28 protein-coding genes and 1 riboswitch are annotated in these 23,149 nt (G+C 26.9%); of the genes, 25 read left to right on the forward strand and 3 right to left on the reverse strand.

Features of this window, described 5'->3' with window-relative positions:
* Genes OMES3154_RS02825 through OMES3154_RS02850 form a run of 6 tightly spaced genes read left to right on the forward strand, consistent with a single transcriptional unit; the run spans nucleotide 1 to nucleotide 6,760 of the window.
* Complete coding sequence (locus OMES3154_RS02825; protein ID WP_156683291.1) at nucleotides 1-843, forward strand: D-alanyl-D-alanine carboxypeptidase family protein; 843 nt, start codon at nucleotides 1-3, stop codon at nucleotides 841-843.
* An 11-nt stretch (nucleotides 844-854) separates the two neighbouring features.
* Nucleotides 855-1,724 carry a prolipoprotein diacylglyceryl transferase gene (lgt, locus tag OMES3154_RS02830; RefSeq protein WP_156683292.1) on the forward strand — a complete coding sequence of 290 codons (870 nt, stop codon included), beginning with the start codon at nucleotides 855-857 and terminating at the stop codon, nucleotides 1,722-1,724.
* A gap of 8 nt (nucleotides 1,725-1,732) precedes the next feature.
* On the forward strand, nucleotides 1,733-3,637 hold the full coding sequence (gene thrS, locus OMES3154_RS02835; protein ID WP_156683293.1) for a threonine--tRNA ligase: 1,905 nt from the start codon (nucleotides 1,733-1,735) through the stop codon (nucleotides 3,635-3,637).
* Between the two features lie 8 nt (nucleotides 3,638-3,645).
* Entirely contained in the window at nucleotides 3,646-4,341 is a 696-nt protein-coding gene (locus tag OMES3154_RS02840; RefSeq protein WP_156683294.1) for a Bax inhibitor-1/YccA family protein, read from the forward strand.
* Nucleotides 4,341-5,543, forward strand: a complete 1,203-nt coding sequence (gene thiI / locus OMES3154_RS02845) for a tRNA uracil 4-sulfurtransferase ThiI (protein WP_156683295.1) — start codon at nucleotides 4,341-4,343, stop codon at nucleotides 5,541-5,543. The genes OMES3154_RS02840 and thiI overlap by 1 nt, the downstream gene beginning before the upstream one ends.
* A 2-nt stretch (nucleotides 5,544-5,545) precedes the next feature.
* Complete coding sequence (locus tag OMES3154_RS02850; RefSeq protein ID WP_156683296.1) at nucleotides 5,546-6,760, forward strand: YihY/virulence factor BrkB family protein; 1,215 nt, start codon at nucleotides 5,546-5,548, stop codon at nucleotides 6,758-6,760.
* 5 nt (nucleotides 6,761-6,765) lie between these two features.
* Here the strand turns inward: OMES3154_RS02850 and OMES3154_RS02855 are convergent, their stop codons facing one another.
* Both OMES3154_RS02855 and OMES3154_RS02860 read right to left on the reverse strand, forming a co-directional pair.
* Nucleotides 6,766-7,194, reverse strand: a complete 429-nt coding sequence (locus OMES3154_RS02855) for a GAF domain-containing protein (RefSeq protein ID WP_156683297.1) — start codon at nucleotides 7,192-7,194, stop codon at nucleotides 6,766-6,768.
* Nucleotides 7,195-7,201: 7 nt separating this feature from the next.
* Nucleotides 7,202-7,834 (reverse strand): YoaK family protein, encoded by a 633-nt coding sequence (locus OMES3154_RS02860; RefSeq protein ID WP_156683298.1) that lies wholly within the window; start codon nucleotides 7,832-7,834, stop codon nucleotides 7,202-7,204.
* A gap of 95 nt (nucleotides 7,835-7,929) precedes the next feature.
* Between OMES3154_RS02860 and OMES3154_RS02865 the strand changes: the two genes are divergently transcribed.
* The 7 genes from OMES3154_RS02865 (at nucleotide 7,930) to OMES3154_RS02895 (ending at nucleotide 13,960) form a co-directional block, all read left to right on the forward strand.
* Complete coding sequence (locus OMES3154_RS02865) at nucleotides 7,930-8,463, forward strand: hypothetical protein (protein ID WP_156683299.1); 534 nt, start codon at nucleotides 7,930-7,932, stop codon at nucleotides 8,461-8,463.
* A gap of 54 nt (nucleotides 8,464-8,517) precedes the next feature.
* Complete coding sequence (mgtE, locus tag OMES3154_RS02870) at nucleotides 8,518-9,951, forward strand: magnesium transporter (protein ID WP_156683300.1); 1,434 nt, start codon at nucleotides 8,518-8,520, stop codon at nucleotides 9,949-9,951.
* Nucleotides 9,952-9,959: 8 nt separating this feature from the next.
* A complete protein-coding gene (locus OMES3154_RS02875; protein WP_156683301.1) occupies nucleotides 9,960-10,274 on the forward strand; it encodes a LiaF transmembrane domain-containing protein in 315 nt (104 codons plus the stop codon).
* 10 nt (nucleotides 10,275-10,284) lie between these two features.
* Complete coding sequence (gene glpX / locus OMES3154_RS02880) at nucleotides 10,285-11,301, forward strand: class II fructose-bisphosphatase (RefSeq protein WP_156683302.1); 1,017 nt, start codon at nucleotides 10,285-10,287, stop codon at nucleotides 11,299-11,301.
* Between the two features lie 133 nt (nucleotides 11,302-11,434).
* A riboswitch (TPP riboswitch) is annotated at nucleotides 11,435-11,523 on the forward strand.
* A 44-nt stretch (nucleotides 11,524-11,567) separates the two neighbouring features.
* Nucleotides 11,568-12,296 (forward strand): ABC transporter permease, encoded by a 729-nt coding sequence (locus OMES3154_RS02885; RefSeq protein WP_156683303.1) that lies wholly within the window; start codon nucleotides 11,568-11,570, stop codon nucleotides 12,294-12,296.
* A 10-nt stretch (nucleotides 12,297-12,306) separates the two neighbouring features.
* A complete protein-coding gene (locus OMES3154_RS02890) occupies nucleotides 12,307-13,245 on the forward strand; it encodes an ABC transporter substrate-binding protein (protein ID WP_156683304.1) in 939 nt (312 codons plus the stop codon).
* Nucleotides 13,229-13,960 carry an ABC transporter ATP-binding protein gene (locus OMES3154_RS02895; RefSeq protein ID WP_156683305.1) on the forward strand — a complete coding sequence of 244 codons (732 nt, stop codon included), beginning with the start codon at nucleotides 13,229-13,231 and terminating at the stop codon, nucleotides 13,958-13,960. Before OMES3154_RS02890 ends, OMES3154_RS02895 begins: the two co-directional genes overlap by 17 nt.
* A 21-nt stretch (nucleotides 13,961-13,981) precedes the next feature.
* Here OMES3154_RS02895 and OMES3154_RS02900 read toward each other — a convergent pair whose 3' ends face one another.
* Nucleotides 13,982-14,896, reverse strand: coding sequence for a 1-phosphofructokinase family hexose kinase (locus OMES3154_RS02900; protein ID WP_156683306.1), 915 nt, complete (start codon nucleotides 14,894-14,896; stop codon nucleotides 13,982-13,984).
* A 178-nt stretch (nucleotides 14,897-15,074) separates the two neighbouring features.
* Here OMES3154_RS02900 and infA point away from each other — a divergent pair, with 178 nt between their 5' ends.
* From infA to rbfA, 12 genes are all read left to right on the forward strand, one after another.
* A complete protein-coding gene (gene infA, locus OMES3154_RS02905) occupies nucleotides 15,075-15,293 on the forward strand; it encodes a translation initiation factor IF-1 (protein ID WP_156683307.1) in 219 nt (72 codons plus the stop codon).
* A gap of 10 nt (nucleotides 15,294-15,303) precedes the next feature.
* Nucleotides 15,304-15,417 carry a 50S ribosomal protein L36 gene (gene rpmJ / locus OMES3154_RS02910; protein ID WP_156683308.1) on the forward strand — a complete coding sequence of 38 codons (114 nt, stop codon included), beginning with the start codon at nucleotides 15,304-15,306 and terminating at the stop codon, nucleotides 15,415-15,417.
* Between the two features lie 133 nt (nucleotides 15,418-15,550).
* Entirely contained in the window at nucleotides 15,551-15,916 is a 366-nt protein-coding gene (gene rpsM / locus OMES3154_RS02915) for a 30S ribosomal protein S13 (RefSeq protein WP_156683309.1), read from the forward strand.
* A 17-nt stretch (nucleotides 15,917-15,933) separates the two neighbouring features.
* Nucleotides 15,934-16,323 (forward strand): 30S ribosomal protein S11, encoded by a 390-nt coding sequence (gene rpsK, locus OMES3154_RS02920; protein WP_156683310.1) that lies wholly within the window; start codon nucleotides 15,934-15,936, stop codon nucleotides 16,321-16,323.
* A gap of 26 nt (nucleotides 16,324-16,349) precedes the next feature.
* Nucleotides 16,350-16,937 carry a 30S ribosomal protein S4 gene (gene rpsD / locus OMES3154_RS02925; protein ID WP_156683311.1) on the forward strand — a complete coding sequence of 196 codons (588 nt, stop codon included), beginning with the start codon at nucleotides 16,350-16,352 and terminating at the stop codon, nucleotides 16,935-16,937.
* A gap of 42 nt (nucleotides 16,938-16,979) precedes the next feature.
* A complete protein-coding gene (locus OMES3154_RS02930) occupies nucleotides 16,980-17,930 on the forward strand; it encodes a DNA-directed RNA polymerase subunit alpha (RefSeq protein ID WP_156683312.1) in 951 nt (316 codons plus the stop codon).
* Between the two features lie 18 nt (nucleotides 17,931-17,948).
* Nucleotides 17,949-18,323: a 50S ribosomal protein L17 gene (gene rplQ / locus OMES3154_RS02935; RefSeq protein WP_156683313.1), complete on the forward strand. Its 375-nt coding sequence runs from the start codon at nucleotides 17,949-17,951 to the stop codon at nucleotides 18,321-18,323.
* Between the two features lie 52 nt (nucleotides 18,324-18,375).
* Nucleotides 18,376-18,849, forward strand: coding sequence for a ribosome maturation factor RimP (locus OMES3154_RS02940; RefSeq protein ID WP_156683314.1), 474 nt, complete (start codon nucleotides 18,376-18,378; stop codon nucleotides 18,847-18,849).
* Nucleotides 18,850-18,861: 12 nt separating this feature from the next.
* Nucleotides 18,862-19,935 carry a transcription termination factor NusA gene (nusA, locus tag OMES3154_RS02945; RefSeq protein WP_156683315.1) on the forward strand — a complete coding sequence of 358 codons (1,074 nt, stop codon included), beginning with the start codon at nucleotides 18,862-18,864 and terminating at the stop codon, nucleotides 19,933-19,935.
* 3 nt (nucleotides 19,936-19,938) lie between these two features.
* The gene (locus OMES3154_RS02950; protein ID WP_156683316.1) at nucleotides 19,939-20,208 is read left to right on the forward strand and encodes a DUF448 domain-containing protein; all 270 of its coding nucleotides are present in this window, start codon (nucleotides 19,939-19,941) and stop codon (nucleotides 20,206-20,208) included.
* Entirely contained in the window at nucleotides 20,198-22,753 is a 2,556-nt protein-coding gene (gene infB / locus OMES3154_RS02955; RefSeq protein ID WP_156683317.1) for a translation initiation factor IF-2, read from the forward strand. The genes OMES3154_RS02950 and infB overlap by 11 nt, the downstream gene beginning before the upstream one ends.
* A 1-nt stretch (nucleotide 22,754) precedes the next feature.
* Complete coding sequence (rbfA, locus tag OMES3154_RS02960; RefSeq protein ID WP_156683318.1) at nucleotides 22,755-23,111, forward strand: 30S ribosome-binding factor RbfA; 357 nt, start codon at nucleotides 22,755-22,757, stop codon at nucleotides 23,109-23,111.
* Nucleotides 23,112-23,149 lie beyond the last annotated feature (38 nt).

Consider the following 23,149-nt stretch of genomic DNA (forward strand, 5'->3'; position numbering starts at 1 on the left):
ATGAAAAAGTATTTGGCAGTATTTCTTTTATTTCAAACAATATCAGTAGCAGCTCTTGTTTGCGAATTTGGTAAAATAAAAGATAATACTTATTCAGAAGAGTTAACATACAAAAAAATTGAAAATGATAGCTTATATAAATCATATATTTTAGTTGATGATAATACTGGTGAAATACTTATTGAAGATAATAAAGATTCTTCTTATCCAATAGCATCACTAACTAAATTAATGACAGCAATGGTAGTATTGGATAATAATTTTGATTTAGATAGAAAAATAAAGGTTTCATCTGAAGATGCAAGTATACCATATGGAGTTAGAATTAAAGCAGGAAAAGAATATAGAATAAAAGATTTACTTTATTACACTCTTATGATGTCATCCAATTCAAGTGCAAATGCATTAGCTAGTAGTGTTTCAAAAGATTTTGTATCACTTATGAATAAAAAGGCAATTGAGTTGGGATTACATAATACAAGTTTTTGTACTGCTAATGGACTTCCACCAAAATACACAAACTCATGTATAGATGTATCTAGTGCATATGATGTGTATAAAATGACAAAGTATGCTCTTTCAAACTATCCAATAATAGAGGAAATAACATCTACAAAGTATAAAAAAGTAGATGGTATAAACTTGATAAACTCTAATGAATTATTAAGAAAAAATGATAAAATAAAAGGTGTTAAAACAGGATTTCATGATATAGCTGGGTATAATATAAGTATTGTCTATGAGGATGAAGAAAAAAATACTAGATTGTATGAAGTAATACTAGGAAGTGATTCGAACGAAGACAGAATGCTAATTAGTGAAACGGTATTAAAAAACTTTTAAAAGGAGACAAAATGAGACCATATTTATTTAAAATAGGTAGTTTTGAACTTAGAATATATAGTTTAATGTATATAATTGCCTTATTTTTAGCAATATATATTGCAAAAAGAGATGATATAGCTAAAAAAAGAGGTATAGATAATTTAAAATTGATAGAAGACTTTGCTTTTAATGAAATATTTTTTGGACTAGCAGGGGCTAGACTTTATTATGTATTTTTAAGATGGGACTTATATCAAAATGCTCCACTAGATGCACTTAAAGTATGGCAAGGAGGACTTGCAATACACGGAGGTATAATAGGGGGTATAATAGGAGCATATATATTTTCTAAACTAAAGTCATATAATTTTTGGGTGCTAACTGATATGGCAGTAGGTCCTTTATTATTGGGTCAAGGTTTAGGAAGAATAGGAAATCTAGCAAATGGTGAAATACATGGAGTACCTACATTTACTCCACTTAGTGTAATATTAAAAGGAAATTTTAATTCTTGGTGGGAATACTATAATAGCCTAGATATATTAGCGAGAGCTAAATTTAAAGATTTAGTACCTTGGGGTATAGTCTTTCCAAGCAATACACAAGCAGGTATAGAATTTCCAAATTATGCACTACACCCAGCTATGATATATGAAATGATACTTAATTTTATAGGATTTTATCTAATATGGTTTATATTTAGAAAAAAAGAATATAAGGTAGGGGTACTTTCAATGATATATCTAATAACTTATGGAATTATAAGATATATAGTTAGTATGGTAAGAGCAGAGGATTTATATTTTATGGGGATAAAAGCACCATATATAGTAAGTATTTTAATGATAGTAGTAGCTATAATTGGAATAATGTACTTTAATAGAAAAAAAGCAAAATAGGAGGATATATGTTAGAAATAAGATTAGTTGACGGTAGTATAAAAGAAGTTGAAGAAAATATAAGTGTTATAGAATTTGCAAAACAATTATCTACAAGTTTAGCTAAAAAAACTGTAGGAGCAATATTTAATGATAGACAGGTTGATGTTTCATTTATACTAAAGGAAAATGGAAATATAAGACTAATTACCTTAGATGATAAAGAAGGTGTTGATATATTAAGACATAGTACAACTCACATAATGGCTCAAGCAGTAAAAAGACTATTTCCTAATACAAAACTAGCAATAGGACCAGTAATTGAAAATGGATTTTTCTATGACTTTGACAGTGAAAGAGCATTCACAGAAGAAGATTTAGTGAAAATAGAAGAAGAGATGAAAAAAATAATAAAGGAAAACTATAAATTTACTAGACTTGAATTAAAAAGAGAAGAATTATTAGAAAAATATAAAAATGAAGGTGAAAAATATAAGGTAGAAATAATAGAAGGTATAGAAGATCCTATACAAAGTGCATATACTCAAGGAGAGTTTTTTGACCTTTGTCGTGGGACACACCTACCAAGTACATCTTATGTAAAAGCATTCAAATTAACTAAAACAGCAGGTGCATATTGGAGAGGTGACTCAAATAATAAAATGTTACAAAGAATATATGGTATAGCATTTGCAACTAAAAAAGAATTAGATGATTATTTAATGATGTTAGAAGAAGCTGAAAAAAGAGATCATAGAAAATTAGGTAAAAAATTAGGACTATTTTTCTTAGATGAACATGGACCAGGATTCCCATTCTTTTTACCAAAAGGTATGAGTGTATTTTTAAGATTAGAAGAATTATGGAGAAGAGAACACTTAAAGAAAAACTATAAAGAAATAAGAACGCCACAAATGTTAGATAGAAGCTTATGGGAAACATCAGGACATTGGGCAAACTATAAAGAAAATATGTATACATCAGAAATTGATGAAAAGATATTCTCTATTAAGCCGATGAACTGTCCAGGAGGAGTTTTATTATTTAAATCAGAACTTAGATCATATAAAGATTTACCTTTAAAATTAGCTGAAATGGGACATGTACATAGACATGAATTTAGTGGAGCATTACATGGACTTATGAGAGTTAGAGCATTTACTCAAGATGACACACACGTATTTTGTACAGAAGAACAAATAAAAGATCAAATAATAGAAATAATAAATCTATATGATAGATATTATAAATTATTTGGATTTGATTATCATATTGAATTATCAACTAGACCAGAAAAATCAATAGGAGAAGATTCATTGTGGGAAACAGCAGAATCTTCATTAATAGAAGCCCTATCTGCTGCTGGGAAAGAGTACAAGCTAAATGAGGGTGACGGAGCATTCTATGGTCCAAAAATTGACTTTAAGATGAAAGATTCAATCGGTAGAATTTGGCAAACAGGGACTATACAATTAGACTTTAACTTGCCTAGAAGATTTGATGCAAAATATATAGGTTCTGATGGTGAAAAACATACACCAGTTATGATACATCGTGCAATGTATGGAAGTTTAGAAAGATTCATGGGTATATTAATAGAACATTATGCAGGAGCATTCCCAGTTTGGTTAGCACCAGTTCAAGTTAAAATATTACCAATATCTAAAGACCAAAATGAATATGCTAATAACTTGTATTTAAAGTTAAAAGACTTAGGATTTAAAGTAGAATTAGACGATAGAGATGAAAAAATATCATATAAGATAAGAGAAGCTAACGCTGAAGAGAAAATACCTATTCAATTAATAGTTGGTAAAAAAGAAGTTGAAGAAGGTTCAGTAAATGTAAGAAGATTTGGATCAACTGATCAAGTAAGTATGAATGTTAATGATTTTATTGATATGTTAGCTAAAGAAATAGATGTAGAAATATAGGAGATTAAATGTATTATAACGTAAAATATACACAAGAAGATGTAAATTTAATTGTATCTAATAAGTTAAAAGAAACATTTTTACTTTTAACAGGTGCAATTTTTCTAACAATATTAACAGCAATGTTTGTAAGTTCAAACCCTAGTATACTAAATACAGTAATAAATATGATGGCAGTTGTTTTAATCCTTCAAGTAGTAATAGCAGTATCAATGTCAGTATTTGTTTTTAAAATAAGTAAATCAACATTGGTTATTTTGCTGTATGTTTACGCCATACTAACAGGATTTAGTTTGTCATTGGTTACATTAGTTTATACTGTATCTAGCGTAATATATGTTTTATTAGGGACATTAGTACTATTTGCAACACTTGCAATCTATGGTTATGTTACAAAAAAAGACTTAGCAACATATTCTAGTTTTTTACTAGCTTCAATAATTGCAATAATTGTTGTAAGTTTAATAAATATATTTTTAAGAAGTAGTTTAGTAGATATGCTATTATCAGTTTTTGGAGTATTTATATTTATGGTTTATACAGCATACGATGTAAACCAAATTAAAAAGAATATATATTTGGCTTCAAACAATGGAAATGATTTAGTTTTAGAAAAAGTATCAGTTATAGGGGCATTTTCTCTATATATTGACTTTATTAACTTATTTATATATCTATTAAAACTATTTGGAAAAGAAGAGTAATGAGTAAAATAAATATTGATATAAATGAAATAAATGCTATTGGTCTAGCTTATGGAGAATTAGCATTAAAAGGAAAAAATAGAGGTATATTTGAGTCAACTATAAAAAATTCTATTTTAAGTAGATTAAAAAAATTAGATTTTGAAACTAATTTAGAAAATGATATGTCAAAGCTATATATTAACTTTGAAAAAGGAAGAGCAAAAAAAGTACTAGAAGCCATTAAAAATGTTTTTGGGATAAATAACATATCGTTTTGTGTAAAGGTTGAAACAGATGATAAGATTATTGAAGATAGGGTATTAGAAATTGCTAATATGCTTTATGAAAAAGGTTCTAGAACATTTAAAATAGAAACAAATAGATCAGATAAAAGATTTATTTATAATTCGATGGAGTATTCGAAAAAAATTGGTGCTAGCGTACTTATAAATACTGAATTTAAAGATGTAAGTATGAAAAATATGGATAGCTTAATTAGTATAGATATTAGAAGAAATACATATATATATACAGAAAAAGTAAAAGCTTATGGAGGACTTCCACTTGGTTCAGCTGGTAAAGGCTTATCAATGTTATCAGGTGGTATAGATAGCCCTGTAGCATCATTTTTAATGGCAAAAAGAGGAATGAAATTATCTTATGTAACATTTCACAGTTTTCCATTTACCTCTAAAAATTCTTTAGTTAAAATACAGCAATTAGTAGAAATTTTAACAAGATATAACTCAAAATCTATTTTTTATAATTTTAATATACTAAAGATGCAGCAGGCAATAAAAAAATATACTAATAATGAATATGCTACAATTTTAAATAGAAGAGTTATGGTAAAACTTGCTAATAGATTAGCAAATGAAAAAAATTTACAAGCACTTATAACTGGAGAATCACTAGGTCAAGTTGCAAGTCAAACTTTAGGTGGACTTACTTGTACAAATGATGCATCAAAAATTCCTGTATTTAGGCCATTGATAGGAATGGATAAATTAGAAATAATTGAAATTGCAAATGAAATAGGAACATATAAAAAGTCAATAGAACCACATGAAGATTCATGTAGTCTATTTGCACCAAAGCATCCTAATACTAATCCTAAATTAGAAGATGTATTAGTAGAAGAAGCAAAAATAGAAAATTACAATGAAATTATGGAAGAAATATATTCTAACATGGAATATATGATACTAACTGAGGAGTAATTATGAAAAAAGTTTCAAATATATTTATAAAAACTATAAAAGGTTTAACAAATGTAATACTTAAAAATTTCATAAACACAGATATTTTAATGCTAAGTAATGATTTAACATATGTATCACTTATTTCAATATTTCCATTGTTAGCTATAATATTAGGTTTTACTAAGGGATTTGGATTAGATATATATATATTAAATAAAATAAATTCTATTGTACCCACTTCTGAAAAACAGCTAAACTTTATACTAGATATAACGAGAAAATTACTAGACTCACTATCTACTAATTTATTAGCAGGAATCGGGATTATAATTGTTTTTTGGACTGTAATAGCGTTATTTCAAAGAATAGTATATGCCTTTAATAGAATTTGGAAAACAAATTATAAGCAAAGTTTAGTTAAAAGCTATATGTTGTACATATCTTTAGTTATACTTATACCAGTTATAGTAATACTATTTGTGGCAACAAACGATAAAATAACACAGTTTGCAATAGATAAAGACTACTTTAATTTTTACACTGTAGGACTTATAAAATTATTTAAGTTTTTATTCATAGTAATATTTTTAACATTTATGTATCAAGCAATACCAAATACAAAGGTGACTTTTAGATCAAGCGTTATATCTGCTGTAGTAGTTTCGTTTGTTCTATATATTTTAAGTAATTTTTATACTGTTTTAATTGTATCAATTTCAAGATATAATGCGATATATGGATCATTAGCTTTTGTGCCACTATTTTTACTTTGGATAAAATATTTGTGGGTAGTTGTTTTAGTAGGAGCTCAAATGTCGTATGCTATGGATACAAATTTTGAAATTACAGTAGAAGATATTTCTATAAGAGACAAAAAAAATATTTGTATTTTGATAATGAATAGTGTTATAGAAAATTTTTTAAATAATAAGGGAAATTGTAGTATAGAAGATTTAGCAGCTAGGATTTCAGTAAATAAAACAGCTTTGATTATATGTATAAATATTTTAGAAGAATTAGGTTATGTAATTTTAAAAGAAGAATTTTATAAAACAACAGTTATATTAAATAAAAATCCAGAAATAGTTAATTTAGATATGTTTGTTAGAGATTTTGAAAAATTATCAGATGAAGAGGAAATATTTAATGATACTTTTGACACTAGCCAATCTGAAAAAATAGATAAGGCACTAGAGCCAAAGGATAATAAATTAATAAAAGATATATTAAAATAGGGGCATTAAAGCCCCTTTTCTAATATTTTAACTAAATTTTCTAAAAGTATTTTATCTTCATTGGTAAATCTATTATATATTGGTGAATCAATATCTAAAAGTGCTATCATTTTATTGTCTTTAAATATTGGTATAACAATTTCAGATTTTGAATTTGCATCACATGCAATATGACCTTTAAATTCATGAACATTTGGAACTACTATTGTTTTTTCTTCTTGTAAGCAGGTTCCACAAACGCCTCTTCCTCTTTTTATATTTGAACAAGCGACATGTCCTTGAAATGGACCTAATTTTAATACATCATCTTTTACTATATAAAATCCTACCCAGTTAATATTTTGTAAATGGTCATTTAAAAATGCACTAAAATTAGATAGTTTTGATATAAAATAGTCTTCTCCCTCTAAAAGGGCAGTTAATTCTTTTTCCATAATCCTCCTAAATGTTTTTGTGTATTAAGTAAAATATTGTAATAAGCGGCAGTAGTAAAATTAATATTGAAGCTTCTTTTAGAGAATCAATAAATAAGGCACCAAATATTACACCAACACAAAAGCTTAGTATAATAAGTGTAAATATTTTTACTTGTTTTGTATTTTTCTTTATAATACTTTCAATCAGTTTTCTTGTATTACCAGTTAACATAGTTGACATATATAGGTTATCTTCTGTTTTTTTAAAGCTTTGTATCTGAATAGCACTCATAAAACCAATTATTGAAGTTGTAAATATATTAAAATATTCTTTTCTAAATAGAAATACTAGAATAACTAAAAATATTTCAAGTGCTAATATAAATTCTCTCCAATGTATAGAATGATTAAAGTATTTTTTCTTAATATATTCTACATAGATTATTCCTAGACAAAAGCATATTATGGGGAATAAATACTTTGGAATAGATAAGAAATCTAAGTTATATACATTATACATCATCATTATTATATTTCCTGTCATTGTAGTTGCAAAAACTTTACCTTTTAATAAGAAAGAATAAATTTCTAAAAAACCACCTATAAAGGTTAAAAGAAGTGCTATTTTTAATGAGTCTGAACTTTGATTGCTTTTCACAGTATTACCGCCTTTTCTTTTTTTTCATTATATCATTTTTTTTCTTGAAAAAGTAGTATAAAAATACTAAAATAGATACTAGGTGGTGAATATAAATGAAAAAATGGAATTTAGTTTTATTTATATATGTTTTTAACATATTAGCAATAAGTTTATTTATATCTAAAATATTTTTGGATCAAATAATAGCAAGTATTTTAGCTGTATTATTAGTATATGAATTTATATATTTTATGCTTTCAATAATTAATATACTAAAAAATAAAGATATAAAAATGTTGGAATATAAAAAAGAAATGAATATATATTTTTATTTATCCATAGTATTAATAATTTCTGTATTTATATTGGGATTTGCAGGATACTATAAGTTATTTGCTTATTTTGAAATTGCTATTATCACCTTATTTTTAGAGTTTATTAATCCAATGATGTATGATAGTAAAAGACATATAATGTATTATGGTAATAAAAAGGTGAAATTGGACGGTATAGTTGAAATAGTACCAGGCTTTAATAAATTAGTTATAAAATATAATAATAATGATTCTGTTTCGTATAAATTTACATCAGAAAAAAGAAAAAGAGATTTTATAAAGTCTATGGAATCTCTAACTAAAACTAAATAATTTCTATTTTATAATAAAGTGTGATAAAATAAATAAAAAGGGGGTGCAACAACTATGTCAGATGAAGAAAAAATAAGTGAATTAAAAGAAAAATTAAAAAATAAAAGATTAAATGAAGAAGATGAAGATTACAAAGATGATGAGATAACAGCAGACGAGATAGCAGAAGATATTAAGGAATTAAAAACAAAAGAAGAAATTCATGACTATTTAGAAGAAGTCCATGATGTAGATATAGCAGAGTATTTAGAAGATATAATAGATGAAAATGAAGAAATACTTCGTGTTTTAAGTGCTGTTGATAATGAAGAAAAAGCAGCAATTATAGAAGAGGCTGATGAAGAGCTGCAAGTTAAAATCCTAGACTTAATATCAGAAGAAGAAGCTCTAGAAATTTTTTCATATATGTCGCCAGATGATATAGTTGATATTTTAGGGAATTTAGATTTTCCTAAAAGAAAATCTCTTTTAAGTAAAATGAAAAGATCAGACGCTAATAAGTTAAGAGAATTATTAGGATACGCTCCAGAAACTGCAGGGGGTATTATGACTACTCAATACATTGCTTTTAAAGGAGATATAAAGCTAAAGGCAATACTTGAAAAGATAAAGTTAATGGCTCCTAAAACAGAATATATAGAAACAATATTTGTGCAAAATGAAAAAGGCGAAGTTATAGGAGAAGCTGATTTAAGAGATATTCTAATAATGCCAGAAGACACAGTGCTTTATGATATTACAGATGAAAATATAAAGTATGTATATCCAGAAGATGACCAAGAAGAAGTTGCACAATTAGTTTCTAAGTATGGGTTAAAAGTTGTTCCAGTATTAAGTAGAAAAAAAGTATTACTTGGTATAATTACAATAGATGACGTTGTTGATGTAATTCAAGAGGAAAATACAGAAGATATACTAAAATTAGCAGGGACTTCTGATGATGAGGACTTAGAAACGAGTCTATTTGATAGTATAAAAAAAAGATTACCTTGGCTTATGATAAATTTATTTACAGCTTTTTTAGCTTCATTTACAGTTGGATTATTCTCATCAACTATTAATAAAGTAGTAGCATTAGCTGCAGCAATGCCTATTGTAAGTGGTATGGGTGGTAATGCTGGAACTCAAAGTTTAGCAGTAACAATTAGAAGTATAGCCTTAGGTGAATATGAGAATAATGAAAATCTAAGCATTTCTATAAAATATGTATTAGTAGGATTAATAAACGGATTAATACTAGGAATTGTGTGTGGATTTATTGTTTATTTTATGTTTGGTTTAAAATACTTAAGTTTAGTTATCCTATTATCTATGATAGGAAATTGTATTATTGCTTGTTTGGTTGGATACTTAATACCAGTAGTATTAAAAATATTAAATATTGATCCAGCTATGGCATCAGCAGTATTATTAACAACAGTTACAGATGTGTGTGGTTTTTTCCTTTTTTTAGGACTAGCTACTATGTTTTTAGATAAGTTAATTTAGGAGGAAAAATGAACAAGAAAAGTGGGGCATTTATTGGTTTATTTCTAATACTGTATGGTATTTTACAATTATTTGTTAATTATATTGATTCTAGTATTTTGAACTTTATTTTTACATACCAAGTTATTATTATACTATTTGGAATATTTATTATTTTACAAAATCCTAAGAAAAAATTATCTGGAGTATTAATGATTGTTTTAGGAGTTTATCTGTATCTTGAAGATTATCTTCCAAATAAATATCAAGATTTAATATTTCCTTTAATATTAATTGTTTTAGGTATCGTAATTTTATACAAGTATTTAGTAGAAAAAAAATAAGGAGTTTTAAGTGAAAAGAGAATTAGCACTAGATTTTGCAAGAGTTACAGAGGCAGCAGCAATAGCAAGTCATAAAATGTTAGGTAGAGGAAGTAAAGAAAATGTGGACCAAGTTGCAGTAGAAGCGATGAGATTAGCATTAAATAGAATGGACATAGACGGAGAAATTGTAATCGGAGAAGGTGAAATAGATGAAGCTCCTATGCTATATATTGGCGAAAAAATTGGTTTACAAACTGAAGATAGTGTAAAAGTAGATATAGCAGTAGATCCAGTAGAAGGTACTAGAATGGTATCAGTAGGGCAAGCAAATGCTATAGCTGTTTTAGCAGTTGGAAAAAAAGGTAGCTTTTTAAAAGCTCCAGATATGTATATGGAAAAATTAATTGTAGGAAGTAAAGCAAAAGGATTAATTGATCTTAATAAGCCTTTACTTGATAACATAGAAATTGTAGCAAAGGCAAAAAATAAAGATATAAAAGATATTTTAGTTGCAATATTAGATAAACCAAGACATGAAAAGATAATAAAGGAATTACAAAATTTAGGTATTAAAGTTTATGCATTCCCTGATGGAGATGTAGCAACTTCAATACTAGCTTGTATTGATGAATCAGATGTTGATATTATGTATGGAATAGGTGGTGCACCTGAAGGAGTTGTATCAGCGGCGGTTGTAAGAGCATTAGGTGGAGATATGCAAGCAAGACTAAAATTAAGATCTAGTGTTAAAGGTATTACTCTTGAAAATGATAAGATAAGTAAAAGCGAAAAAAGAAGATGTGAAGAAAAAGGTTTAGTAGTTGGAGAAGTATTAAAGCTAGATGATTTAGCACATGATGATGAAGTAATTTTCTCTGCAACTGGAATAACTAGTGGAGATATACTAGAAGGTGTTAAAAGAAAAGATAATATAGTAAAAACTCAAACTTTACTTATTAGAGGAAATTCAAAAACTATAAGATATATAAATTCAGTGCATAATGTAGATTATAAAGATGAAAAATTATATCCATTATTCAAATAAGGGCTTTAAGCCTTTTTTTGATATCTAAATTTCATTATTTGAAAATAATTTTAGTTAAGGTCTAATAATTTCTAATTAACGCTTTAAATTGCTTATTTTTTTTGTATAAATTAAATTATTGTGTTAGAATATAATAAGGAAACAGGGGTGCTTTTAAGCTGAGATGATACCCTTTGACCTGATACAGTTAGTACTGTCGTAGGGAGTTTTATATATTTTTTATATACTCTCTATATGAGAGATTTTTTTTTGAAAGGAGGTTTTTTTTGAAAAAGCTAAGAACATATGGTTCGATTATTTTAATACTTATTGCGTGGCAGTTGTTTTCTAATTATGGCTTAGTATCTAAGTTTTTGCTACCAAGTCCGTTAGAAGTTTTAATGGCGTTTATAAAGGATTTTAAACTTATTTTGTATCATACAAAGTATACAATGGCTATTTCATTTATTGGAATATTTATATCAATTAGTTTAAGCTTATTCTTATCTATAATAATGGATAGGTTTGAAGCAGTATATGATGTAGTTTACCCTATTTTAATACTAACACAGACAATACCCACTATAGCAATAGCACCACTTCTTATAATATGGTTAGGTTTTTATATGAAACCTAAAATAGTTTTAGTTGTAATATCAACATTTTTTCCTATAACAATTTCATTAATAAATGGTTATAGATCTGTTGATAAAGATAATATAAATTTACTAAAGGCTATGGGAGCTAGTAAATATCAGATATATAAGTATCTAAAATTTCCAAGTTCTATGTCATATTTTTTCAGTGGTTTAAAAGTGTCAATGTCTTATGCTTTAATATCAGCAGTTATTGCTGAATGGTTAGGTGGATACTATGGACTTGGGGTATATATGACTCGTGTAAAAAAATCTTATGAATTAGATAAAATGTTCGCAATAATATTTTTTATAAGTTTTTTAAGTCTAGTATTAATGTATATAATAGACAACATCGAAAAAAAAGTAATTAAAAATTAAGGAGAAGTATATGAAAAAAATATTAACAATTTTAATTTTGATAATAAGTAGTTTAACATTTTCAAGTGATTTAAAGGAAGTAACATTTGCTCTGGATTGGACACCAAATACAAATCATACAGGTATTTATGTAGCAAGCTACAATGGATATTTTAAAAAACGTGGATTAAAGGTGAATATAGTTCAACCAGGTGATGAGAGCAATGCAGTGATAGTAGGAACAGGAAAAGCTGAATTTTCAATATATTTTCAGCCTAATATGTTAGGGAAACTAAAAAAAGGTGTACCTATAAAGGCAATAGCAGCTGTTATAAAAGATAATACAGCAGGAATAATGGTATTAAAAAATAAAAACACAAAAAGCCCTAAAGATTTAAAAAATATGAGATACGCTTCATGGATGGATCCAATAGACGATAAAACAGTAGAGGATGTAATAGGAGCTAAACCAAACATACTACCTTTTGGAGATGTTTATGATCCAGTTACTATTATGAAAAATAATATATTTGATTATTTAATAGTTTATTATGCTTGGGACGGAATAAATGCTAAGATAAAAAATGTACCAGTAGACTTTTATTTCTTAAAAGACTATAACAAAGATTTAAATTATTATTCACCAGTATTAATTACTAGTGATAATTTAATAAAAAATGATCCTAAATTAGTACAAGACTTTTTAGATGCTGCAAAAGAGGGCTATGAATTTGCTATAAAATACCCAGAAAAAGCTGCAGAAATTTTTGTAAAAATGGTTCCAGAATCAGATGAAAAATTAATATTAGAAAGTCAAAAATGGATTTCTAAAAAATATAATCCAAGTGGTAAATGGGGAGAAATAGATATAAACAGATGGGATAATTTCTATAACTGGGTATATAAAAATAAATTAACTGATAAAAAAGTACCTAGCTCTTATGGTGTGACTAATGAGTTTATCAAATAAATTATATATAGAAAATATAAATCATAAATATAAAGATGGTAGATATATTTTGGATGATATTAGTTTTAGTATAAAAGAAGGTGAAACAGTAACAATACTAGGTCCTAGTGGCATAGGTAAAACTACCTTATTTAATATAATAGCTGGTATAATAGTTCCAAGCAGTGGTAAAATTTTTATTGATGATAAAGACTATACCGGAAAAACTGGAGTAGTTAGCTATATGCCACAAAAAGATTTATTATTACCATATAGAACAAGCTATGAAAATATTTCATTGCCTTTAGAAATTAAAGCTGAGAAAAAAGAAATTATTAAGGATAAAATTTTAAAATATAGTGATGAATTTGAAATTACAAATTTACTAAATAAATATCCAAGTAAGTTAAGTGGTGGTGAGAAAAAAAGAGTAGAACTTCTTCGTACATATATGATGTCTGGGAGTTTAATGCTATTAGATGAACCATTTTCAGCGCTAGACTATATTACAAGGCATAAAATGTATAAATGGTTTAATAAAATAAAAAGTGAACTTAAGTTAACTTGCTTAATAATAACGCATGATATAGATGAGGCACTAATATTATCCGATAAAATATACATATTAAATCAAAAACCAGCTAATATAGTAAAAGAATTTAAAATAGAAAATAAAGATATATTAAGCCTAGAAGTTATAGAAATAAAAAAACAAATACTAGAAATATTAAAGTAAAATAAAAAAGCCTAGCCACAATTAAAGGTTAGGCTTTACTTCTATAATATTTATATCATCAATTAATTTTTTTACTGAATTAAAGTCAGCAATTTCATAGGAGTATGCACTAGCAGAACCACAAGCAACACTCATTTTTAATGTATCTACATCGTTTAAATTTTCTAGGTAAGAATAGATAAATCCAGCTACCATAGAATCACCAGAACCGATTGAGTTTATATATTTCCCACAAGGTATATTTGCTTTTAAATATTTACCTTTTTTTACTAGTATAGCACCTTTATTGCCCATTGAAACAAGTACATTTTCTACACCTTTTTCAATAAAATAACTTGCATATTTATATACTTCAATATCACTTATTATTTTAGTATTAAATGCAATTTCTAACTCCTTTATATTGGGTTTTATTAAAATATTATTGCAGATATTATCTTTTAATAAATTCCCACGAGTATCTAAAATTACTTTTGCTTTTGTTAATTTACTTAATGTATAGTATATATTTTTTTCTATATTATCTGGTATAGAACCAGATAAAATTAAGATATCGTTGTCACTTAGTCCTGATATGAAAGATTTTAATTTTTCAATATATTTTTCGTCTATGTTAGGGCTTATACCAGAGATTTCAGTTTCATTATATGTATCATTTATTTTCACATTTATTCTAGTTATACCATTTGTTTTAATAAAATCATTTTTAATCCCTAAATTATTTAGATAATTTATTATATAATCTCCAGTAAAACCAGAAACAAAACCTAAAGCTATATTTTCTTTTTTTAAATTTTTCAACATTATTGAAACATTTATACCCTTGCCACCAGCACGAAACTTTACATTTTTCGATAAATTTAAATCGTTTTCAGCCAACTTATCTAAATAGATATCATAATCTAGCGCAGGATTTAATGTTAATGTATATATCATAAATAAAGCACCTCATTTCTATAAATATTATAACTTTTTTTTTAAAAAATAAAATAGAAAAAAATTTTTTTATAAAAAAACTGTTTTTTTTCTTTACATCTTTTGTGTATTGTGCTAGAATGAATAGGTTGCAAGATTATTGCAATGATTTTATATTATATGATTCGAGGTGATTTAATTGGCAAAACAAGATGTACTAGAACTTGAGGGTGAAATATTAGAAGCATTACCAAATGCAATGTTTCAAATAAAACTTGAGAACGGACATACTGTGTTAGGACACATTTCGGGTAAAATGAGAATGCATTATATCAAAATTTTACCTGGAGATAAAGTTACGGTGGAAATTTCTCCGTATGATTTATCACGTGGAAGAATCGTATATAGAAAAAAATAAAGGGGGTTTTATGAAAGTAAAAGCATCTGTGAAAAAGATTTGTGACAAATGTAAGATCATAAAAAGATCTGGTGTTGTAAGAGTAATGTGCGAAAACCCTAAACATAAACAAAGACAAGGATAACAAGAGGAAAACAAAAGCTTATTAATTTATATACCTAATATAAATTGTAAATGTATGTTTAGCCGTAGAGCTTATTCTTATCAAAATTATGGGTAAGGCATATTGAAGAAGATTAATTAAAGGAGGAGTAGATTTGGCAAGAATCGCAGGAGTAGATATTCCAAAGAACAAAAGAGTAGAAATTTCATTAACATATATCTTTGGTATAGGTAAAAGTTTATCAAATGAAATATTAAAAAGAGCTGAAGTTAACAGAGATACTAAAGTTATGGACCTATCAGAAGATGAATTAGGAAGAATTAGAAAACTTATCGACGAATACAAAGTTGAAGGTGAATTAAGAAAAGAAATCAGACTTAACATTAAGAGATTAACAGATATCAAATGTTATAGAGGATTAAGACATAGAATGGGGCTACCAGTAAGAGGACAAAAAACTAAGACTAACGCAAGAACTAGAAAAGGTCCAGTTAGAATGGCAGTTGCTAAGAAAAAATAAGGATAGGAGGAAACTAAGTGGCTAAGAAAACATCAGCAGTTTCAAAGAAAAAGAAATTAAAAAACATACCTAATGGTATAGCATATATACATTCAACATTTAACAATACTGTTGTAACAATAACAGATACTGAAGGAAGAGTTATAGCTTGGAAATCAGGTGGGACATCAGGATTTAAAGGAACTAAAAAAGGAACTCCATTTGCAGCTCAAATAGCAGCTGAACAAGCAGCTCAAGTAGCAATTGAAAATGGAATGAAAAAAGTTGAAATAAAAATAAAAGGACCTGGATCAGGAAGAGAAGCTTCAATAAGATCAATACAGGCAACTGAATTAGAGGTTACTAGAATAATAGATATTACTCCAGTTCCTCACAATGGTGCGAGACCACCTAAAAAAAGAATGTAATTTTTAACTAAGGAGGGAATAAATTAATGGCAAGAGACTTAAGACCAGTTCTGAAACAATGTAGAACATTAGGGTTAGATCCAGTAGTACTAGGAGTAAATAAAAAATCAAATAGAAATAAAAGACCAAATGCAGCTAAGAAATTAACTGAGTATGGAGTACAATTAAGAGAAAAACAAAAAGCTAAATTTGTATATGGAGTTATGGAAAAAGGATTCTATAAACTATATGAAGAAGCAACAAGAAAAGATGGTGTAACAGGGGAATTACTATTACAATATCTTGAAAGAAGATTAGATAACGTAGCATACAGATTAGGATTTGGAGCTACTAGAAAACAAGCAAGACAATTAGTTAACCATGGACACTTATTAGTAAATGGTAAAAAAGTTGATATAGTATCATACAGAGTAAAAGCTGGAGATGTTATAGAAGTAAAAGAAGGTTCAAAAGATTTAGATGTATTAAAAGAATCTGTTGGGAAAAAATCTGTACCAGGATGGCTTGAATTAGATGAAGCAAAGAAAGTTGGGAAAGTATTAGAAGATCCTACAAGAGATGTAGTTGATTTTGATATTGATGAAGCGATGATAATTGAGTTCTATTCAAGATAGTTATAATAATTATTAAAATCAAACTATAAGGAGTTGATTCGCTTGTTAAATATAGAAAAAATAGCAAAAAATATTAAATTAACTGAAGAAAAGAAAGATAAATATTCTGCAGTATATACTCTAGAACCTTTATACAGAGGTTATGGAAATACTATTGGAAATGCATTAAGAAGAGTTTTATTATCTTCAATTCCAGGTAGTGCAATAAAAGGGATGAGCATACAAGGTGTTCTAAATGAATTCACTACATTAGACGGTGTTAAAGAAGCAGTAACTGATATAATCTTAAATGTAAAAGAAATAGTTGTAGAATTAGATGAGCCAGGAGAAAAAAGAATGAGCTTATCTGTTAAAGGACCAAAAGTTGTAACAGCAGCTGATATTACTAAAGAATTAGGTATAAATATAATAAATCCTGAACAAGTAATAGCGACAGTTACTACAGATAGAGAATTTAATATGGAGTTCTTAGTTGATTCTGGTGAAGGCTTTGTTGTATCAGATGAAATAGATATGCAAGGTTGGGATCATGAAATGCTAGCAGTTGATGCGATATATACACCAATAAAGAAAGTAAACTATACAGTAAAAGATACTATGGTAGGAAGAGTAACTAACTATGATAAGTTAGAATTAGAAATTGTAACAGATGGAAGTATAGAAATATCTGATGCACTATCTTATGCAGTTGAATTACTACAAGTTCATTTACAACCATTTACTGAAATTGGAAATGCTATGAGTAAATACAGAGAAGAAGAAGAGGAAGTTGTAGAAGTTGTTGAAGAAAAAAATGATTTTTATGATATTCCATTAGAAGACATAGATTTAAAACAAAGATCATTTAATGCACTAAAAAGAGCAGGAATACATACTCTAGGAGCTTTATCTAAATTATCATTATCTGATATTGAAAAGATAAAGAATCTAGGTAAGGTATCAATAGATGAGATTACTGATAAGTTAAGAGAATACGGATTTAACGTAGAATAAGATTGGGGGTTAAGTAAATTGAATCATAGAAAATCATATAGAAAACTTGGAAGAAGAACAGATCATAGATTAGCAATGCTTAAAAATATGACTATATCTTTAATACAAGCTGAAAAAATAGAGACAACAGTAACAAGAGCAAAGGAATTAAGAAAATTTGCTGAAAAAGCTATTACATTAGGTAAGAAACACAATGCTACTGATGATAGCTTAAGAAAAGTTCACTTAAGAAGACAAGCTTTTGCTTTCTTAAGAAACGAAGAAGCCGTTTATAAACTATTTAACGAAATAGCACCAAAATACGCTGAAAGAAATGGTGGTTATACAAGAATAGTTAAAACTGACGTGAGACGTGGAGACTCTGCAGAAATGGCAATCATAATGTTTGTATAAATATAAGTACAAAGTGGACTCATGGTCCACTTTTATATTAAAAAGGGGACAAATGGAAGAAAGTAAATTAGAATATCTAGAAAAAACATTTCAAGATTTAATTGAAGATAAAAATATTATCATACTATACGTTGATTATGATAAAGAGGGTGGATATAATTATCTAAGAGTGTATTTAGAAAAAATAGATGGAACTCGTGTTAGCTTAGATGATTGCGAAAAAGTAAGTGTTAAAATTGACGAAATTGCAAATGACCTAGTTTCAGGTTCATTTATGCTAGAAGTTTCAAGCCCAGGGATTGAACGTAAATTAAAAAAAGAAAGAGATTATTTAAAATATATAAATGATGTAGTTGAAATAAAAACAAGAAGTAATATAGAATCTAAAAAGAAATTTAAAGGTAAGTTACTAGATTTTAAAGATAATACAATATATATTTTAGATGAAGAGATAGGAGAAGTTAAAATAGCTATAGAAAAGGTAATACAAGCTAAAAATGTATTTGATTTCAGTAGCCTAATATAAAGGAGGAGAAAAATGAGTGCAAGAGATCAAAAACTATTTTTAACTGCACTTGATCAATTAGTAGAAGAAAAAGGATTAGATAAAGAAGAGTTATTTACAGCTATAGAAACAGCAATGCTTGCTGCATATAAGAAAAATTTTAAAGAATCTGAAAACGCTGTAGTTGAGATAAATAGAAAAAATGGTGCAATTACACTAAAAGCTCAAAAAAAAGTTGTTGAGGATGCAGTTGATGTAAATACTGAAATAAGCTTAGAAAATGCAAAAATATACAATAAGAAAGCAAAAATAGGTGATCTTATTGATATAGAAGTAAATGCATCTGAATTTAGAAGAAATGCTATACAAAATGCTAAACAAATTGTAATCCAAAAAGTTCGTGAGCACGAAAAATATACAAGATTTATTAAATTCAAAAAAATTGAAAATTCATTAGTAACAGCACTTGTAAAAAAAATGGATGAAAATGGTAACCTATATATCGAATTAAATGATATAGAAGCGATAATACCATTTAAAGATTTAAACCCAGAAGATAAGTTTGAACAAGGGGATAGAATTTCTGTATATATAGGGGAAGTAAGTGAGGGAAGTAAATTCACTAAAGTAGAATACTCAAGAAGAAATGAAGAATTCTTAAAAAAACTATTAGAAAGAGAAATACCAGAAATTGCAAATAAAGATATTGAAATTAAGTCAATTGCAAGAGAAGCAGGTAGTAGATCAAAAATAGCTGTATATAGTAGTGACCCTAATTTAGATGTTAAAGGAGCTTGTATAGGTAGAAATAGTACAAGAATACAAAGCATATTAAAAGAATTAAACGGAGAAAAATTAGACTTAGTTTTATGGGATGAAGATGAAAGAATTTTTGTAAAAAATGCTTTAAGTCCAGCTAGTATATATTCAATAGAAATTGTTGAAATAGATAATGAAAAAGTTGCAAATGTAGAAGTAAACCCAGATGAATTATCACTTGCAATTGGTAAAAAAGGTCAAAATAGTAGACTAGCATCTAAATTATGTAAATTAAGAATAAATATTAAAATAGATGAAAATGATAAAGTAATAAGTGAAGAAGAATAGTAAATGAAAAAAGAACCAATTAGAACTTGTGTATATACAAGGGTAAAAAAAAGTAAAAATGAATTACTAAGACTTGTTAAAAATTCAAATGATGAATATATTTTAGACGAAAGAAAAATAATGCAAAAAAGAGCAATATATATAGACGTATCAAAAGAAGTTCTATTTTTAATAGATAAAAACAAGAAATATTCAATAAATGAATTAGCAAAAGAAAAAATAAAAAAAATAATAGAAGAAAAGATAAAGGTAGGTGGTGAAAATGTCAAATAGAGTTCATGAGGTAGCAAAAAAATTCAAAATGAATACAAAAGATTTCATTTCTAAAATTTCAAAACTAGGTATAAATAAAGAAAATGCTTTAAATACATTAGATGAATCTGAAATAAAGAAAATAGAAAATGAATTTAATAAGGCAAAAAATAACCAAGGAAATGAAAAACAGGTTATACGTGAAAAAATGATATTTAATAACCAAAAAGAAGAAAAAAAAGAAGAAAGAAAAGATTATAGAAGAAATAGAGGTTACATGAATTATACTAATACAAATAGTAAAAATCAAAGTAACTTTAAAAATAATAATCGTAAGGAAAATAATAAGGAAAATTACAATAATAATAAAGATAATCAAAAGAAAGATTATAAAAACTTTAAAAACAGAAATAATGATAATATAGCAAATAAAGATAATAAACAAAATTTTAAAAATAACAGAAATAATGATAATAGGTCGAATGATAAAGGCTTTAATGCATATAGTAAAGATAGAGACGACTATAGCTCAAATAATAAGTTTAATAAGCCTAAAGCTAAAAAGGATAAAAAGGTAGCTAGTGAACCTTCAATTATTCCTGAAAGTGAAAATACAGCAACAAAGAAATTTTCAAAAGGTTCTAATAAATCTAAATTTGATAAAAAGAAATATGAAAATGAAAAAATTCAAAAAGAAGAAGAAAGAATCTTAAAAGAATTAAGAACAGACTTTAGAAAAGAAAATTCTAAGAAGAAAAAGAAAAAAGCTGAAAAAGAATTAAAAAGTGAAGTTGAAAAAATTGATGAAGGTGCAGGAATTTTAAAAATAAGTGGTGAATTATCTGTTAAAGATTTTGCTGAAAAATTAGGAGTTAATGTTTCAGATATTATTAAAAAATTCTTCATGCAAGGAAAAATTTTAAATGCTAATGCTATTTTATCATTAGAAGAAATTGAAGAATTAGCACTTGAATATAATGTGTTAATTGAAATGGAAGAGGAAGAAGAAATTTCATATGGTGAAAAATATGAATTAGAAATTGAAGATAGCAGCGAGGATTTAGAATTAAGAGCACCTGTTATTACAATAATGGGACACGTTGATCACGGTAAAACTTCATTATTAGATGCAATAAGAAATACAAATATAATTGCAAGTGAAGCAGGAGGAATAACACAAAAAATAGGAGCTTATCAAATTGATTATAAAGGTCAAAAAATAACATTTATAGATACTCCAGGTCACGAAGCATTTACTGAAATGAGAGCAAGAGGAGCTAATATAACTGATATTGCAATCCTTATAGTAGCTGCAGATGATGGAGTTAAACCACAAACAATAGAAGCTATAAGCCACGCAAAAGAAGCAAATGTTCCTATAATAGTCGCAATAAATAAAATGGATAAAGTTGGAGCAAATCCTATGAGAGTAAAACAAGAATTAACTGAACAAGGTCTTGTTTGGCAAGAGTGGGGTGGAGATGTTGAGTTTATTGAAATTTCAGCAAAAACTGGACAAAATTTAGAGCAATTATTAGAAACTGTATTAATTACAGCTGAATTACAAGAATTAAAGGCAAATTCTAAAAAAAGAGCGAAAGCTGTTGTAATAGAATCAAAATTAGATCCTCAAGTTGGAACTATAGCCGATATTTTAGTAAAAGAAGGAACATTAAGAATTGGTGATATATTTGTAGCTGGTGAATCTTACGGTAAAATTAGAACAATGTTAAATGACAAGGGTGAAAAAATTACAGAAGCAGGACCTAGTACTCCAGTAGAAATAACAGGATTTAATAATATTCCAAATGCTGGTGACACACTATACTGTGTTAAAAATGATAAACAAGCTAGAAAGATAATAGAAGACTTTAAAGCAACAAATAGAGAAATAGAAATAAATGGTAAAAAACATATATCACTTGAAATGTTAAGTAAAGAATTAAAAGACCAAGATATAAAAGAATTAAAATGTATAATAAGAGCAGATTCAAGAGGGTCTGTTGAAGCATTAAAAGATGCTTTATCAAAATTATCAAACGATGAAGTAAGTGTAAATGTAATACAAGCAAGTGCTGGAGCAATTACAGAAGGAGATGTTAAGTTAGCTGAAGCATCTAATGCAATAATAATTGGATTTGGTGTAAGACCTAATACACAAGCAAGAAGTGAATCTGAAAAAACAGGTGTAGAAATTAGAAACTATAGTGTAATATATCACGTAATAGAAGATATTGAAAAAGCTCTAAAAGGAATGCTAGACCCAGAATATAGAGAAATTTACTTCGGTAGAATGGAAGTACTACAAGTATTTAAAATATCAGGAGTAGGTAATATTGCAGGATCTATCGTAGTTGATGGTAAAGTACAAAAGGATTCAAAAATTAGAATTTTAAGAGATGGAATAATAATACATGAAGGAGAAATAAGCTCACTTAAAAGATATAAAGATGACGTTAAAGAAGCAACTCTTGGACAAGAATGTGGTATAAGTATTAAAGATTATACTGATATTAAAGCTCATGATATTATTGAATCATACAAAATGGAGGAAATAGCTAGATAATATGAATGAAAGAAGAGTAAAAGGGATAGAAAAAGAAATAGCTAGAAAAATTGGTACAATACTGTTAACTGAAGTAAAAAATGAAAAACTAAAAAATCTAGTAAGTGTTTACAATGTGAAACTTAGCTCAGATGCTAGATATGTTGATATAATATTTTCTATATTGAACTATAAGGAAAATATAAATAAAGAAAAGTTATTAGAAGACTTGAATAAAGTAAAGGGCTTTTTTAGAAAAAGATTAAGCGAAGAGCTAAACATTAGATATGTTCCAGAAATAAGAGTTCACTTAGATGATACGATAGAGTATGCAGTTAAAATATCTAAATTGATAGATGAAGTTTTAGACAAAAAATAAAAAGTATGTTAAAATAAAAATATTATATAAATATAGGA

This window comes from Oceanivirga miroungae (assembly GCF_902505095.1).
Lineage (GTDB): Bacteria > Fusobacteriota > Fusobacteriia > Fusobacteriales > Leptotrichiaceae > Oceanivirga > Oceanivirga miroungae.